At 71.3% G+C, this 15,484-nt stretch carries 14 protein-coding genes and 1 pseudogene; 6 read left to right on the top strand and 9 right to left on the bottom strand.

Annotated features, from left to right (window positions below):
- Positions 1–3 precede the first annotated feature (3 nt).
- The 4 genes and pseudogenes from fxlM (at position 4) to BSL84_RS27400 (ending at position 5,231) form a co-directional block, all read left to right on the top strand.
- The gene (gene fxlM / locus BSL84_RS27415) at positions 4–2,346 is read left to right on the top strand and encodes a methyltransferase, FxLD system (protein WP_075971355.1); all 2,343 of its coding nucleotides are present in this window, start codon (positions 4–6) and stop codon (positions 2,344–2,346) included.
- Between the two features lie 117 nt (positions 2,347–2,463).
- Positions 2,464–3,225 carry a PIG-L family deacetylase gene (locus BSL84_RS27410; RefSeq protein WP_075971354.1) on the top strand — a complete coding sequence of 254 codons (762 nt, stop codon included), beginning with the start codon at positions 2,464–2,466 and terminating at the stop codon, positions 3,223–3,225.
- 248 nt (positions 3,226–3,473) lie between these two features.
- Positions 3,474–3,953 carry an ATP-binding protein gene (locus tag BSL84_RS27405; protein WP_420718792.1) on the top strand — a complete coding sequence of 160 codons (480 nt, stop codon included), beginning with the start codon at positions 3,474–3,476 and terminating at the stop codon, positions 3,951–3,953.
- Positions 3,954–4,391: 438 nt separating this feature from the next.
- Positions 4,392–5,231: pseudogene (locus BSL84_RS27400) on the top strand (hypothetical protein).
- A 333-nt stretch (positions 5,232–5,564) separates the two neighbouring features.
- Here the strand turns inward: BSL84_RS27400 and BSL84_RS27395 are convergent.
- From BSL84_RS27395 to BSL84_RS34930, 9 genes are read right to left on the bottom strand one after another with little or no spacing between them, the layout of a single operon-like run.
- Positions 5,565–6,332: a phosphotransferase family protein gene (locus BSL84_RS27395; protein WP_075971353.1), complete on the bottom strand. Its 768-nt coding sequence runs from the start codon at positions 6,330–6,332 to the stop codon at positions 5,565–5,567.
- A gap of 4 nt (positions 6,333–6,336) precedes the next feature.
- Complete coding sequence (locus BSL84_RS27390; RefSeq protein ID WP_075971352.1) at positions 6,337–6,807, bottom strand: NUDIX domain-containing protein; 471 nt, start codon at positions 6,805–6,807, stop codon at positions 6,337–6,339.
- A gap of 33 nt (positions 6,808–6,840) precedes the next feature.
- On the bottom strand, positions 6,841–7,944 hold the full coding sequence (locus tag BSL84_RS27385; RefSeq protein WP_075971351.1) for a hypothetical protein: 1,104 nt from the start codon (positions 7,942–7,944) through the stop codon (positions 6,841–6,843).
- Positions 7,932–8,426 (bottom strand): hypothetical protein, encoded by a 495-nt coding sequence (locus BSL84_RS27380; RefSeq protein WP_075971350.1) that lies wholly within the window; start codon positions 8,424–8,426, stop codon positions 7,932–7,934. Before BSL84_RS27380 ends, BSL84_RS27385 begins: the two co-directional genes overlap by 13 nt.
- Positions 8,423–9,442 (bottom strand): glycosyltransferase family 4 protein, encoded by a 1,020-nt coding sequence (locus BSL84_RS27375; RefSeq protein ID WP_075971349.1) that lies wholly within the window; start codon positions 9,440–9,442, stop codon positions 8,423–8,425. The genes BSL84_RS27380 and BSL84_RS27375 overlap by 4 nt, the downstream gene beginning before the upstream one ends.
- On the bottom strand, positions 9,439–9,999 hold the full coding sequence (locus BSL84_RS27370; protein ID WP_234363530.1) for a hypothetical protein: 561 nt from the start codon (positions 9,997–9,999) through the stop codon (positions 9,439–9,441). The genes BSL84_RS27375 and BSL84_RS27370 overlap by 4 nt, the downstream gene beginning before the upstream one ends.
- Positions 9,990–11,084, bottom strand: coding sequence for a hypothetical protein (locus BSL84_RS27365; protein ID WP_075971348.1), 1,095 nt, complete (start codon positions 11,082–11,084; stop codon positions 9,990–9,992). Before BSL84_RS27365 ends, BSL84_RS27370 begins: the two co-directional genes overlap by 10 nt.
- Positions 11,081–12,355 (bottom strand): protoporphyrinogen/coproporphyrinogen oxidase, encoded by a 1,275-nt coding sequence (locus tag BSL84_RS27360; protein WP_079273309.1) that lies wholly within the window; start codon positions 12,353–12,355, stop codon positions 11,081–11,083. The genes BSL84_RS27365 and BSL84_RS27360 overlap by 4 nt, the downstream gene beginning before the upstream one ends.
- Positions 12,294–13,139, bottom strand: a complete 846-nt coding sequence (locus BSL84_RS34930; RefSeq protein WP_079273308.1) for a hypothetical protein — start codon at positions 13,137–13,139, stop codon at positions 12,294–12,296. The genes BSL84_RS27360 and BSL84_RS34930 overlap by 62 nt, the downstream gene beginning before the upstream one ends.
- Before the next feature lie 224 nt (positions 13,140–13,363).
- Between BSL84_RS34930 and BSL84_RS27355 the strand changes: the two genes are divergently transcribed.
- Together BSL84_RS27355 and BSL84_RS27350 are read left to right on the top strand one after the other, a co-directional pair.
- Positions 13,364–13,633, top strand: coding sequence for a hypothetical protein (locus tag BSL84_RS27355; protein WP_075971347.1), 270 nt, complete (start codon positions 13,364–13,366; stop codon positions 13,631–13,633).
- A gap of 94 nt (positions 13,634–13,727) precedes the next feature.
- Positions 13,728–15,299: a gamma-glutamyltransferase gene (locus BSL84_RS27350; RefSeq protein WP_234363529.1), complete on the top strand. Its 1,572-nt coding sequence runs from the start codon at positions 13,728–13,730 to the stop codon at positions 15,297–15,299.
- The last annotated feature ends 185 nt before the right edge of the window (positions 15,300–15,484 follow it).

Below are 15,484 nucleotides of genomic sequence, written 5' to 3'. Positions count from 1 at the left end.
CACATGAGCACCACGCACACCGCACAGGACTGGCACGCCCACTACGAGGCTGGCCGAGACTTCCGCCCCCTGAGCGCCACCGAGAAGACCATCCTCACCGAGCACCTGGCCCTGCCGGAAGGCGCCGAGGAGGCCCGGGCCCTGGATGTGGCCTGCGGGACCGGTGAGCTCGCCCGCTTCCTCGCCGCCGCCGGGTACCAGGTCGACGCCGTGGACTGGGCCCAGTCCGCCGTCGACAAGACCAGCGCGTCCTCGGCCGGGGTCCGCTGCCACCATCTCGACCTGACCAGCGGGGACCTCTCCGCCCTCGCCCCGGCCGGCTCCGGTGGCTATCGGCTGATCACCATGCGCCGGGCCCTGGCCCACCTGCCCGACCGCACCCGCACCGTCGCCGAACTCGCCGCCCTCCTCGACGAGGACGGCGTCTTGTGCGTGATCACCCCGCACGCCGGTCGGCACCCGGAAGAGCTGCGCGGGATCTGCCTGGACGACGCCGAGATCGACCAGCTCTGCGACGGCTGGCAGCACAACGAGCGCTTCGAGGCCGAAGGCTCCACCATCCTCGTGCTGCGCAGCCCCAGGACCGCCCCCGTCACGTACAGCGAGAAGCGGACGCCCAAGCCGGCCGCGATGGCCGGCGTCGCGGTCGTGGTCACCAACGAGTGCGGGCAGGTCCTACTCGGCTGGAACTCTTCCCGCGGCATGTGGGACCTGCCGGCTGGCAAGGTGGAGCCGGGCGAGGCGTTCGAGGCGACCGCCGTCCGTGAACTCGCCGAGGAGGCAGGCCTGCACGCCCGACTAGAGGCCGTTCTGCTGCTGGGCACGCTGTGCGACTCGACGCACGGATTCACCCGGGTCACCGAGATCGCCCGCCTCGCCGACTACACCGGCGAGCCGGCCGCCCGCGAGCCGGAGCTGATCAGCCGGTGGGAGTGGCACACCCCTTCCGCCCTGCGACACCTGCCCCAGCCGCTGTTCACGGCGTCCGCCCAGGCACTGAACACCGTGTGGCCCGGGCTCCTGCCCCACGTCCCGCCCGCACACCACACCCCCCGGCCCGCCGGAGGCGCGGCGCTGACGTTCGGCGAGCCAGCCACGGCCGTACGGCTGCGCAAGCAGCTGGTCCGCGACCTCACCGCTGCCGGATGGACCGACACCCCGGAACTCCGGGCGGCGTTCACCGCCGTACCGCGCCATGCCTTCCTGCCCGAGCAGCCGCTCGGCCGCGCGTACGCGAACGAGGCGGTGGCCACAGTGGTCGATGAGGATACTGGGCGGCCTATGAGTTCGGTGTCCCAGCCCGAGATGCAGGCGGTCATGCTGAGCCGGGCTGGCCTCCAGCCTGGCGCGAGTGTCCTGGAGATCGGCGGAGGTGGCTACAACGCATCGTTGATCGCGGAGCTTGTCGGCGAGTCCGGGTCGGTGGTGTGCGTCGAGATCGACCCGTACGTGCACGGGCGCAGCGTCCGCTTCCTGGCCGAGACCGGGTACGCGGAGCGGGTGCAGGCAGTCCTGGGCGACGGCACCCACGGCGCGCCTGGGCACCTGGTCCCGGCGGACGGCTTCGACGCCATCATCGTGACGGTCGCCTCGAACGACGTGCCCTGGCAGTGGACGGGTCAGCTCGCAGAGGACGGGCTCCTGGTGGTGCCGCTGCGGATCGGCGGGTTCACGCGGGCCGTGGGCCTGCGCAAGCAGGGCCCGGTGCTGGTGTCCACGGCGATCAGTCCGTGCGGGTTCGTGCCCATGCAGGGCGCCGGCCGGTGGGACGAGACCCCGGCCTGGATCGGGGACACCGGCTACGGCATCCGCTGGGAGGACACCTCGCCCGCCCCGCTCGACGGCCTCGACCGCGCCCTGGCCGCTGGAGGGGTGGAGCTGTGGACCGGGGTGACGGTGCGCGCCGGGGAGACGCTCGAAGACCTGCAGCTGTGGCTGGCCACGTCCTTGCGCGGGTTCTGCCGGATGGAGGGGGATCCAGACCGGCCGGGCCCGGTGCGGCTGCCGAAGCGGTCGGGCGCCGAGGCCGTCGTCTGGGGGCGCTCGCTGGCCTGCCTGATGACGGAGCGGCGTGAGGACGACGAGGCGCAGGGGGCGAAGCGGTGGGAGTTCGGGGTCCAGGGCTTCGGGCCGGACGGCAAGGCCGCCGCCGACGCGCTGGCCGCCGCGGTCCGGGTCTGGGACCAGGAGCTGCGGGGCCGAGCGGTTCCCCGGCTGACGGTAGTGCCCGCGGGCACGCCGGACCCCGGGCTCCCCGCCGGTGACGTCGTCAAGAAGACCGACCGCCGCATCGTGGTCAGCTGGCCCGGCCGTGACGAGGCGGATTCTGTGGACGGGACACGCTGAGTCGCAGATTGGCACGTGGCGCGGGCGCGGGCAGGCACAGTGCCATAGCCTGAGCGCGGAACCGAGGCCCGTAGTACCACCGCGCCGACCGACCCGTACGCACAGATTGGAGCCCCCGTGCCTGCTCCCAGCATCCTCGCGGTCTACGCGCACCCCGACGACGAATCCCTCGTCGCCGGCGGCGTCCTCGCCAAGTATGCGGCGGCTGGCGCCCGGACCGCCGTCGTCACAGCAAGCTGGGCCCCTGACAGCCACCGCGCGACCGAACTAGCCGATGCCCTGACGCATCTCGGCGCTGGAGCGCCACGGATGCTCGGATACGCCGACTTCCGCGTACCCGACTCCGCCCCCGGGCAGCCCCCGTTCCGCGACACGCCGTTGGACGAGACCGTAGAGCGACTGGTCGCCCACGTGCGCGATTTCCGACCTGCCTTGATCGTCACCCACGACGCCCATGGGTCCTCCGGGCACCCTGACCACGTCCACACCCACCGCGTCACGCTGCTCGCCGCGCACACGGCTGGTATTCCCGGCACCTTTCCCAAGGCCGGGCTCCCGTGGCAGCCCACCGCCCTCTACCTCTCGGCGCACCCGGAGTCCGCCAGCTCCGGCCTCGCCGGCCTGGTCTCCGGCGTCGGCAAGCGCCTCCACACGGTCCCGGACGCCACGGTCACGGCGACGGTGGACGTCCGTTCCTGGCTGGACCAGAAGTGGAGCGCAATCCGAGCCCACCGTTCCGAGACGGCGCGAAGCCGCTCGCTTCCAGCGCTGCTGAGCGGACTCCCGGCACGGGAGCGGGAGGCCATCCTCGGCACCGAGCACTTCATCCGCCGCGACCTCGTCTTCCCGCGTAGAGGACTACGCGAACTAACTCTTTGAACCGGCTGATTGGAGGCAGCTCTCTTTGGGCTTCGCGTACTCGCCCGTCCTGGGTCCCGACCGTCCGCGTCAGCATCACTGCGTCCCAGTGGCGAGCGAAGGAGCATGGCGCGGACCGCAGGGCTGGTCGCCAGGGCTGCATCCGCGCCTTGGTTGTGGCCCGCGGCGCGGGCGGTCGGTGGCAGGCTGGGGCCGAGCAGAGGTTGGCGGTGGAGGGTGTGACGGTGGGGCGCGAAGGTGGGCCGGTGGTGTTCATGCTCGTCGGGCTGACCGGTTCGGGAAAGACGACCTACTCCCGAGAGCGGCTGGAGCCGGCGGGTGCGGTGCGGCTATCGGTGGACGAGCTGGTGCACGAGCGGCATGGCCGGTACGGGGTCGACTACCCAGAGAACACGTACTTCGAGAAGGAAGCCCCGGTCGTCGCGGAGCTTCAGGAGCAGCTTGTGCGATTGGTAGCGGAGGGCCTGGACGTGGTGTGGGACCACGGGCTGTGGCCGCGCAAGCACCGGGAGGAGATGAAGCAGCTGGTGGAACAGGCAGGTGCGCGGTGGCGCCTGCTGTACTTCCCTGTCGAACGGACGGAGCTGCTCAGACGACTCGACGAGCGCAACCAGCATGCGGACGCGAACTCCTTGTTCGTTTCGACGGAGGCCCTGGACGACTTCTTCGCCCGTTTCGAGGCGCCTCAGGGCGAGGGCGAGGAGATCGTCAGCCCTGACTGGCTGTGACTGCTGGCCAGCGGCCTCCAGATCTCCAGGCCTCCATGATCGAGGTAGCTTCCTCGGCCCACCAGCTGGGTGTGCGCGTCAGCGAGACGGGCCTGAAGGGTAGGTCCTGGTCGTGGACGTCGATACGACCGTCGTGCTGATCAAGGTGGTCCAGGAGGTTTGAGGGCGGGCAGAACCGCGTTCCCCGTCTCGTCTGAGGACACGTAGCCCGCCCTCACAGCCACGTGTCGTCGTAGTCCACCGGTCGCCGCCGCCCTGGCGACCGACTTCCTGGCCGCTTCTTGTCGGACGGTGGCCACCATGCAACCGCACAGAACGATCCCCAGCCTTCCGGACTTCCGTTAGCCAGCAGCATCAATCAGGCTGCCGGCCGCCGCGTGAATGTGGGGCGGTGTCGAACTCCACACAATGCGTTGCGGACTTGGTACGTTCGGGTGCATGACGCTGCGCCCCGTGGATCTACGCAAAGAGCCCGCGGAAGCCGTGCTGAACCGCGTGGAGCAGTCGATGGCGGTGCGCCTCGATCACGGGACTGTGGTACGTAAGCGCCGGTCTGTGGGGGCACGTACGGACCGCGGTACGTGGGTGCGCATCGAGCGGCGGGGGCTCGACCGGATCGGGGTCCAGGGCGGGGACGGCACCGCGTCCGCCGAGGCCCTGCACGGAATCGCGAAACCGGCCTGGTTCGCCGGCGTCGCCTGGCGGGACGAGACGGAGCCTGTGATGTGGCGGGCGGACGAGACGGAGCTGCTGCCCGGGGCGCCGGTGGGTAACGCGGTGGTGGCAGAGGACCCGGGGTTGGCCGAGGAATGGTGGGTCGCGCTGAACACCTCCCTGGACACCCTCGCTGCGCAACACACCAACCGGATCGCGACACCGGATACCGAGACCGTCACACATGATTTGGTTGCGGGGACGATCCACAGCATCTTCCCCGGGGTCGATACGACCGTGGCCGAATGGCGCCCGGCCCATGCGGATCTCAACTGGGCGAATATGACGGCGCCAGTGTTCAACATGTTCGACTGGGAGGACTGGGGCATGGCCCCACGCGGCCTGGACGCGGCGAATCTGTGAGGCGCCTCCCTCGCCGTCCCCGCTTTGGCCGGCCGTGTCCACCGAGAGCGGCGTGACGATCTGGAGAGCCGGGACGGGAAGCTGATGACGCTGTTCGTTGCCGCGAAGATCCTCGGCCCCTACGCCGACCCGGACGATCCCCGGCTGGGGGCCGCCCGGGAGATGGCGGAGCGAGTGGTGAAGGAGCTTCAGGCGGGCTGAAGGCGGGCCTGAAGGAGCTGCCGGTACTCCCGGACCACCTGGTCGTCGACCTCGTAGGCCAGGGCTCCGGCGAGCTCCCGCAGGTGGTTGGCGTTGTCCGTACCCACCGCGACCGCATCGACCGGGGGCAGGCGCCAAGAGCCCGCGCCAGGTCCATGAGGGACTCCTCGGCCCCGTCGACGTCGATCTTGATCAGGCGCGCCATCGCGAGTTCCCTCAGCGAGGGGATCTCCGGGAGAGGGCGGGCGTCGACTTGGATGTTCTGATCACCCCTCCTGCCCCGAGGAGAACGCCTCGAGCAACAGAACAGAGCAGCCCCAGCGTGAATCAGCGTCACTCCCTGCCCCTGATAAGGGATAGGGCGTGTCCGCGGACTGCGAGGTCGGTGGCCAGGGCTGCATCCGCGATGAGGTGGAGGCGCCAGTACAGGTCCAGGCGCTGACGGGCGGAGGGAGCGGCCCTGGGGAGCACGGTCTGGGGCGAGGCCAGGCGTAAGCGGACGGCGAGGCGGGCGTGGTCGGAGAGCGGGTCTCCGAGGGCGGCGAGTTCCCAGTCCAGCAGGAGTCGGTGTCCGTCGGGGCTGCAGACGAGGTGTCCGGGTTGGAGGTCGTGGTGGAGAAGCCGTGGCTCGATATCGAGGGTCACTCGGTCGAGGTCTCGGCGGAGGGCTGCGGCGGCGGTAGCGAGATCGGGTGCTGTGGTCGTGTAGAGGTTGAGGCGGTCGTGGAGGTAGTGGCGCCAGGTGGGGTGGCGGGGGGCTCCGGCGAGGCGTCCGAAGTGGGTCCCGCCGATGGCGTGGACCTGCTTGAGCGGGCTGGCGAGCTCGGCTTGGAACCTTTCGGCGGGTACGGGTTGGGCCTGGACGGCGCTCTGCGCGGTCCAGGCCGGCCGCGCTTCCAGGTCGGCGTCGAGGAGGCGGGGGCCGGGGGCGCCGTGGTAGGTGAGGAGTGCGAGGGCGGCTGCTTCGTTGGCGGCGCGGGCCGGGTCACCGTAGTGCTTGAGGACGTACGGCTCGCGTCCGCCGATGTACCAGACACGGTTGGCCTGGCCGGTGCTGATGTCGGTGGCGCCTTCGGGGACGCGGCCGTCGGTCATCGCCATGCGGTCAGGCGAGGTCGCCGAGGTAGCGGGCGGGGAGTTCACCGTGTGCGAGGTCGGCGATCAGGGGGCGCAGGCCCTGGGGCAGCAGGTTGAGGCCGGTCACTTTCTCCAGCTCCACCCATTCCAGGCCGGTCTGCAGGTCGTCCTCGGCGTGGCCGCCGAGCTGGTCCGGGTCGCCCTCGGGGCGGCACAGGAAGATCGCTTCGACCCGGTGGTCTTCCGGGGCGCCTCCGTGGTTGGCCCCGATGTACTCGCGCAGCCACAGCAGGCGCTCGGGTACGACCTCCAGGCCGGTCTCCTCGTGGACTTCTCGGCGGACTGTGGCGTCGAGGGCCTCGCCGGGTTCCTGGCCCCCGCCGGGCAGGAACAGGCAGTCCTGCCCCTCCCAGTGGGCGCGCTGGAGCAGGACGCAGCCGTCGTAGAGGATGACGGCCTTGGCCGCGTTGCGGACCGTCGCGGTACCTGGTTCAGCCACGGGAGCTCCCACGTGTGATCGGGTGTTGGGTGTTCAGCGTTCAGTCTTACCGAAGCCGAGGCGGCGTCCGGTGGTCTTCGCCCAGATCAGTCGCCAGGGCCCGGCCAGCCGGACGAAGGGCTGAAGGGGGCTGGCCGCGATGAGCATCATCGGGCGGGCCGCGGTGCAGCACGGTGGCGGTCCGAGGGGCGCGGGTGGGGTGACGCGGCGGTGCAGAGCCGGTGCCAGCGCGAGCAGCTGGGCGGTGGTGACGGGGCCGTGCAGCAGGACGCCGGCGGCGGCGAGTCCGGCCCACCACGGGCCGGCCCATGGGCTGCTGGCCACGGCTGCGGCCAGCAGCGGGGCGCCGAGGAGCCAGGCGGCTTGGTCCGCCCACTCTCGCAGCATCAGGGCGGCCTTGGCCGGGCGGGAGAGGCCGCTGGGCAAATGGGCGACGGCTCGGGCGTGGTGGTCGGGTCGGGCAGAGGCCGTGAAGGCGAGCGCGTGGAGGTTGGTCAGTCCGGTGGTGTCGGTGTAGGGCTCGTCGAGGACCGCGGCGTCGGACGGTGCGAGGTGGGCGCCGAGAAGTGAGAGGCGGTGTCCCGTGCCGAGGTCTTCCATCGGTTCCGGGAAGCCGCCGAGTCGACGCAGGGCGGGGAGGTGGACTGCCATACCGCAGCCGACGGCGTAGACCATCGGCCTCAACCACGTCCGGACCGGCTCGGGGAGCCTGGTACGGCTGAGCCACTGGTGGAGGCGTACGCGGGCGAGTTCGATGCCGAGGGAGCGCCGGAGTTGGTAGATCCACTCCCCGGTCAGCAGCAGGCCTCTACTGCCTCGGGGGAAGGCGCGGCGGCCCAGCAGCGGGAGCCTCTGCTGCTGGATCAGTGCCGGAGTACGGCCGGTAGACGCCCGGTGTTCGGCGGCGGCGCCGGCGAAGGCGGTGAGGGTGGTCCGGTCGGGGACGGCGTCGGCATCGTAGACCAGGACGAAGGTGTTGTCGGCGTGGGTTTCCTCGCGCCAGCCGAGCTTGCCGAGGACGTCGGGCATGTGGTCGAGGGCGAAGTTGAGCTGTCCCGGCTTTCGGCCGCCTACGTCAGGCTGGTGCAGATGCACCAGCGGCAGCCCCTCTGTCCGGTCGGCGGTCAGGGCGGACACGACGTCGGCGGTGCTCGGCTCGGCATCGAACAGCTGGTCAGCACCACTAAGCGCTCGTCGCGCGAGGCGGCGCTCACGGTCTCGGCGACGGCCTGGCAGCGCGCTGCGGGGAACATGCCCCGCAGCTGGGCTGCCGCCAGGGTGGGCAGGGCGGCGAGCTCCGGCAGGCGTGTGCGGTGCTGGGCTCGGGCTGTGTGCTCCCGTTCGGTGGTGATGGCCGCGACGGCGGCGCGGCCTGCGGGGTAGTCGAGGCCGGTGAACGCGGCGATCGACTCGGCCGCGACGGCCTGTTCACGGAGCATCGGCAGCAGCACCAGCAGCCAGGGTGCCTGACTGTCCACGTCGCCGGGGCGGTTCGCGGGGGTGTTCAGGAGCCACCGCGCGCTCGCCTCGACCGCGATGGCGGCCCAGAGGGCACGGGCCAGCAGTCCCGTGACGAGGGTCGGCACGACCACGTCCAACCACATCTCGGCGGCGGTCATGCTGCCTCCAGCATCCGGTAGACGGAGCGTACGTCGGCGGCGATGCGTGGCCAGGCGAAGGATTCGGCCCGCGCGCGGGCGGCAGCACGCCGTGCGATGCGGTCGGCGGTGCCCAGCTCGGCAAGCAGCCTGTCGGAGGCGTCGGCCGCAGCCGACGCGTCGCCAGGTGGAACCAGGACAGCGGCCGGGCCGCCCCCGGTGTAGTGCCGAATGCCGCCGATGTCCGTGACAACGGCCGGGGTGCCGCAGGCGAGAGCTTCCAGCAGTGCGTTGTTGGCGCTGGCCCCGGTCAGGGGCAGCAGCAGGAACGCCGCCCGCCGGTAGAGGGCTACCAGCTCCTGCTCACTGATCCCTTCCAGGATGCGCGCGGCCGGGTGCCACGGACGTGAAGCGGCCTGCCGGGTGACGACGGCCAGCTCGATGTCCTGGCCGTGGCGGCGGTGCAGGAGGTCATGGACGGCGTAGAGGGTGTCAAAGTCGCGCAGCCACCAGCCCACGGTCAGCACCAGAGGACGGCCCTGATGCTGTGGTGTGTCCGCGGGGGTGAAGGCGGTGGTGTCGATGCCGTGCGGCACGAGGTGCACACGATCTGGAGGAACCAAGTCGCCGAAGAAGGCCTGCTGCTCGGGATCGAGGACGATGATCTGGTCCACCCGCGGGGCCAGGCGCTGCCACGCTTTGATCGGCAGCAGCTTGGCAAGGTAGTCGGGCGGCTGGTGGTAGGTGACTGCGGTCGGACCGGTGCGGAGGCGGGAGAGCCAGAATTGCTCGTCCCCGTAGAGGACGTGCGCCGGTTGGCGGGAGGCGAGGACGCGCAGATCGGTGGCGAAGTGCTCGGCCGGATAGAACGGCAGCGGGCAGTGGGGGCCGACAACGCGGTGGGCCGCCGTGAAGGCCCGGATCGCTACCCGGTGGCGGGGCGGGGTGATGCGGCGGACTTCGGGCAGGTGGTCCAGGAGGCGGTCGTAGCCGCCGTGGGCGGTGTGCCAGGGCACGCGGACGACGGCGGCGATCACGGGCGTCCCCTTCCTGTTGCGGGCAGCAGGCCGAGCCTGCGCAGCTGCGGGGTGATGGTGGCGGGGCGGTCCAGTCGCACTACCTTGATGCCGGGCGTGTGGTCGGGGTGAAGTCGGGCGGACCAGCGGCGTTGGTGGCGGTGGTGGTGCATGGGGCCCCAGCGGAGGATGGAGTCCGCGGCCAGCAGGTGGCGGTAGGTCTCCCGGTTCCCGGCGAAGAGCTCTTCGCCGGTGCTTGCCCGGCGCAGCGAGCGGCTGAGAAGACGGGGCAGGCACACGTGGAGCGGCAGGTCGAGCCAGAGGACCAGCTCGGCGCGGTCCAGGAGCATCTCGGCGATTTCGCCGCCGTAGTTGCCGTCCGCGATCCATGCTGGTGCTGCGAGGCGGTCACGTGCGGCCTTGTGGAAGACGGGGGTGTCCAGGGGGGTCCAGTTCGGCCCCCAGAACAGCTCGTCGAGGTCGATGCGGAGCAGGCCGGTATGGGCGGATATCGCCGCAGACAGCGTCGACTTCCCGGCGGCGACCGGTCCCACCAGGGCGATGCGGCTCACTGACACGGCAGCCTCCCCGTCACCGCGCCGGTGATCTTCTCCAACAAGCCGGGGCTGTGCACGCCGGCCGTGACCTGGAGGACGGGAGCGGTGGCAACAAGTCTGTCGATGAGGTCGGCGGCCTGGCCTGCCAGGTCGGCTGGGGTCCGGGTCCGGTCGGCGAACCAGGGCTCGAGCCAGTCCTCGTCGTACGGGGTGCAGCACACGGCTGTGAGGGCGGTGCGGGCCCCCGCTCTGCTGAGGATGCGGCTGGTCAAGGTCCGGTCGTCGTCGCAGAGGCGGGGTACGACGACTAGCCGCAGGGGCGCTGTCTCCCGCACGCCGGTGCGGAAGGCGTCGGCAAACCTGCGCGGGGTCAGTGCTGCTTTGCGGGCGCTGCCGAAGTCTCCGGGCAGGGCGTGCGGGTTCGGCAGACCTTCACGCGGGGCCAGTGCGGACAGGGTGCCCCCGCCGATCCGGACCGAGATCGGCACCCCGGCCACCGTTCCCGCGTCGGCGGTCACCAGGGCCCGGTCGGATGCGATCAGGTCCGCCCCGCAGTGGGCGGCCAGTGCGGTGAGCACGGTTGTCTTGCCCGCCGCGGAGGGTGCGGCGATGAGCACACCGCGGTCGTCAAGGGCAGCGGCCGCAGCGTGGAAGGAAGTCCACCCGCGGTGTTCGGAGCATCGCAGGACGACCTCGCGGACGACACGCATCAGGTACCGCTCGCCGCGCTCGGCACCAGGTTTCAGCAGCACCGTCTGACTGCCCGCCGCGTCCCGGGCATAGAGGTGGTCGAGGGGTAAGTGCGTGTCGGGAGCGGGCCGCCACCAGGTGGTGTCGTCCAGCTCGCAGCGGTGGTACGGCTCGCCGCGGAACGGCGCCACGGTCAGAGAGGCGGCGTCCGCAACGCGGGCCGTACTGGCCTGGAAGAGGGCTGCGTCGTGGCGGACCCGGACAGCGCTCTCCTCCCCGCACGGCGGTGCGGGCTGAAATTCGGGGACGAAGGCCTGGAGGTAACGTGCTTGGACGGCGTCGAAGGCTGTGTCGGTAACGACGCGGAAGCAGTGTCCGGCGAACAGCGCTGTGGCCGTCCGCGTGCCGGCCGTCACCGGCACTCCACCCGGGCCGCGGACGTTGTGGGCGCCAGGGGTGCGGAGGCAAGGAGTTCCTCGCGCGTTCCGTGCACCAGTCGGCGGGCGATGTCGATGCCCATCTTGACCGCGTGGTCCATGTTGCCGATCTCGTAGCGCCAGATCCCGAAGCGGCCCCGCGGGTAGATGGCGCGCTCTTCCATCCACGGCATCACCTGTGCCAGGACCTGGTCGCGGCCGAGGGTGGGCACCGGGTACGCGTACGGGATGACCTCGATGTGGGCACTGGCGCGCGGCGCCTGCGCCGGCACGAGGCCGTGGCGGCGGAGGGCCTGGTCGCAGGAGTGGACCAGCGCCTCGGGGTCGATGGCCCGACCGGGGGTGAGGGAGGTTTCGGTCATCCAGGCGCTGTAGGCGTCCACGTCGGCACGGGGGACGTTGGCTGGCGCGTACTTGCTGAAGTTCGTGGCCCGGTAGAAGGGCACGTCGGACTGCGGGAAGTACAGCCAGGACCGGGCGTCGGTGGTCGGTGTCCGGTAGCCGAGGCCGACCATGGCCACGGTGGTGTGGCGCAGGTTCTGGGCGGCCGTCCGGAGCAGGGCCGGGCAGGCAGCGGTCATGGCGGCGAGCTGGTCGAGGGGGCCGGTGGCCACCAGGCTGCCGTAGCCGATCCTCGTGCCGTCGGCGAGGGTGACGGTACGGGCTGCGGGGTCGACGGCGGTCGCGCGGGCCTGGGTGCGCAGGCGGCCGGCGGGGATGCGGGCCGCGAGACGGCGCCAGATCTCGCCGGTGCCGCCGGACGCGGGGAACGCGAAGGTGGCATTGGGGCCCCACCGGCGCCCGGGTGCCGCGGTGCCGACGAACGCGGCGAGGGCCTGCTCGACATCAATCGGGGCCACCCGCTCGGCTACCCACGCCGAGGCCATGTCTTCCAGCGGCGTCGCCCACACCTTGGTGTTGTACGGGGCGAAGAAACGGTCCACCAAGGCCTGGCCGTACACCGTGACCAGCCAGGTCGCGAAGTCCGCCGGCGCACGGCCTTTGCGGGGGTCGGGGCGTGCGGTGAGGAGGTCGCGCAGGCAGGCCACGGCGTCCTTCGGCGGGAGGTGGTGGAGGTGCTGCTGGAACGGGTAGGGCGTCCATCCGCCGGCGTGCCGGATGTAGGAGGAGCGGTCGTGGTGCAGCAGCTCCCCGTGGGTGAACAGCTCGGCCAGGAGCCGGTCGAACTCACCGAAGTGGGAGAAGACCACGTGGCCGCCCAGGTCCCAGGTGAACCCGGCCTCGTCCACGACGGAGGAGGCGATGGGCCCCCGTTGCCCGGGCGGCAGCCATCCTCACCCGCGCAGCCTCAAGCTCCCAGTGCCCTGAGGTATGCCCTAGCTCGCACTCGAGGGTCGCCTCGGGCCCGTCGACGCGCACCATGCGCACCGGGTCGCCCTGCGAGCAGCGGAGGGGCCTGACGCTGTTGGCGGTCACGATCTGGATCCGATCGGACTCGATGATGAGAGGACCGGGCGCGACCGCCGGTGCAGTGGCCTGCTCGCGGGCCTGCTCCGGGTACGCGGTGAGGAACTGGGCGAGCCGTCCAGCTGCGGCCCGCATCGGGGAAGGCCCGGGGGCGGGCGGCTCGATATCGTCGGCGAGGAGGCTGGCGCCGATACGGCCGCCGTACTGGTCGCGCACCACGTTGAAGATGCTCCACAGGGGTCGGCCCTGCCGGGCAGCGGGGTCGTAGCCTTGCCCGGTCTCCGTCAGCGCTCGGCCGATCTCGTCGACGATCCGCGGCTCCCGATCCGCCGGCCCGGAGAGGGCCTCACACAGCTCGGTGACCGGCACGTCCGGGGGCACGCGGTCGGAGCCATGAGTCCGGGCGAACAGGAGCAGGGACAGCGTGCACAGGTCTACGGGTGCCCGGCTGCCCTGTTCCCATGGCTGGTCGACAAGGATGCGGGCCGCCTCGTGCACCGCGGCCCCCCAGGGGGCCGGCGCGGCGGAGGGGAGCAGCAGGCTCATCTCCAGTTCGAGGCCGTATGCGCTGTGGTCAGCGAGATTCACCATCGGGGTATCAGGCATGAGAACCATCCTGTCGGGTATCCGTCGGCCGCGGAGCCGGGTCCGAACAACACGTCCGCTGGTGGCCCCCTTCCTGCCACCGCCCTCGTTCCCCGCGACCCGGCTGACGTACGCCCAGTTCCGGACGCTGCACGGGGCGGGCGCCCGGACTTCGCAGAAACGGGCCGCGCCGGCCGCCTCGACCCCAATACGCTCCGTCGCCTGTCCGCTCCAGAAACGGAGCGGTGCGGGACACCCGGGCGTTGCAGCGGGAAGACGACGAGGAGATCGTCGTCGGCTCCGAGCACGTCGGTCAGGGTGGTCACGTACGGAAGTGTGCCGTCAAGTCCGCCTACGCTCGCGCAGCGCTCGTCCAAGACGTCGCCGTCGAACTCGCGCACGACCGGGGGCGGCGGCAGCCCAGGCCCACCGCCGCAACCGCGCCCAGCCTGCCGATGAAGCCCGTGGTGGCCCGCCCCTCAGCATCGGCTCCCCGGGCCGCGCCCAAGCGCTGAACTCCCTGCCAGGCGACCGCCCGAGCTGGGGATACGGCAGAGCCCGGAAGACCCAGGATGCGGGAGTGTCCCTGGCGAGTGGCACAGTGGGCCGGTGATCCCTTCCCCCTTCGCCGACGTCCCGCCCCTCCTGTACACCGACAGCGTGGACATACCCGTGGTGTTCCGCGACAGTCCGGCGGCACGACCGTTCAAGCAGTGGAGGACCGCGAAGCCGGCACCATGGCCGGCGACCGCCGGTTTTCCCGCGAAGAACGGCTGGTACCTGCCCACCACCACCTGGCGGGAGATCCTCAAGGCCGCCACCGAGGTGGGCCGGGACATCACCCCGAACCTCCTGCGACTGCCCCAGCTGGCCAGCAGCGAACTCGTCGCCCGCGTCGCCCCTCTCTACGCCTACCTGGGCACCCACGCCGTCGACACCAAGCACACCCTGGCCGGCAGCAAGGGCCGCCGCCTGACCGTCAACCCGGTCTACGAGTACGGCACCGAACGCTCCGCGAAGAACGCCCTCGGCTACCGCCTGGGCATGACCATGGCCGAGTGGGCGACCCGCTCCCTGATGGGGCTGGGCCAGACCCTGCACATCGAGGACGGCGGCCCCATTCCCGCCCTCCGCGACAAGTTCGTCAGCACCTCCGCGAAACTGCCGGACCTGTGGGGCCTGCACGAGCAGGAGAACCTGTACTGGATGATCGAGGCCAAAGGCGGGAACGTCCGCGGCCCCCGCCTCTGGGAAGGCTGGAAGCAGCTCCAGGGCGGCAGCAAGGTCCTCCACGAATACGCCCACCGGCGGATCCTCGTGGGAGCCAGCGTCCAGCCCCAGGGCGACCTGTTCCTCACCATCGACCACGACCACCACCCCGGCAAACCGCCGCTCCCTCCCACCGTCAGCACCACTGGTCCCCAGCCACCGGGGTCCCCCGAGGACCATCTCGGCGACAGCGACGACGCCCTCATGGGCACGGCACGCGCCCAGATGCTGGTGTACCTCGCGCTCAGCGGCGCCCAGCCCTCCCGGCTCAAGACCGTGGCCCTGCCCGCCGACCGCACGAACCGCCGGAGAAGCGCCCGCGGCGTCACCACACCCCTGGAGCGTGACACGGACGCCTACGCCATGCGCAGCGATGTCCGTGCCGAGTTCGCCGACGACGCCCAGCCCGGCCGTCGGGAGTACGCCCGGGCCCTCGGCCTCGACGACTTCCTGACCTACCGTGTACCCGGCACCGAACTGCCCTGGGCATGTCCCGGCAGCTCTTCGCCGCCTGCGCCCAACTCCACCGAGAGGACCAGCTCATCGCCGAGCGGACCCCGGGCATGCGGGCCGAAGACGTTCGTGCCGACGAGCCCGCCAGCGAGGAAGCCGAGGAGCGCCGGCGCCACACCCAGCGCAGGGTCTTCCGGGAACAGCAGGAGGAAGAGCGCGCCCGGATCGAGCCCCGTGTCCGTGCGGCCTTCGAGGACGGCAGAGACCGCCCCTGGCGAGAACTGCTCCACACCCAGAACGACCCGCGGCTCGACCTCGACGAAGACCCCGGCCTCCTCGAAGCTGCGACAGCCGAGACCTACCTCGCCATCCGCGAAGACGACCTCCCCCACCACGAACGATGACCGCCCGCAGCATCCTGCCGCTACACCACCACGCTGCAAATCAACGGCCGTATAAGAGGCCCCGCGTACGGGGAATGAAGCGGGGCCCCTGTCCCGCAGATTGCGCGCCCGAATCGTGTCCAGGCACACTCCCCGAGTGCACCGGCCACTGGGCGCGGCGGAACATAGCAGCAGATCCCCGGTCAGCCAAACCGGGGAATCGTCGGAATCATTGGACATCCACTGCCACCATGCCCGAGC

Source organism: Streptomyces sp. TN58 (assembly GCF_001941845.1).
In the GTDB taxonomy this organism is placed as follows: Bacteria; Actinomycetota; Actinomycetes; order Streptomycetales; family Streptomycetaceae; genus Streptomyces.
This window is presented reverse-complemented; position numbering and strand designations above follow the sequence as displayed.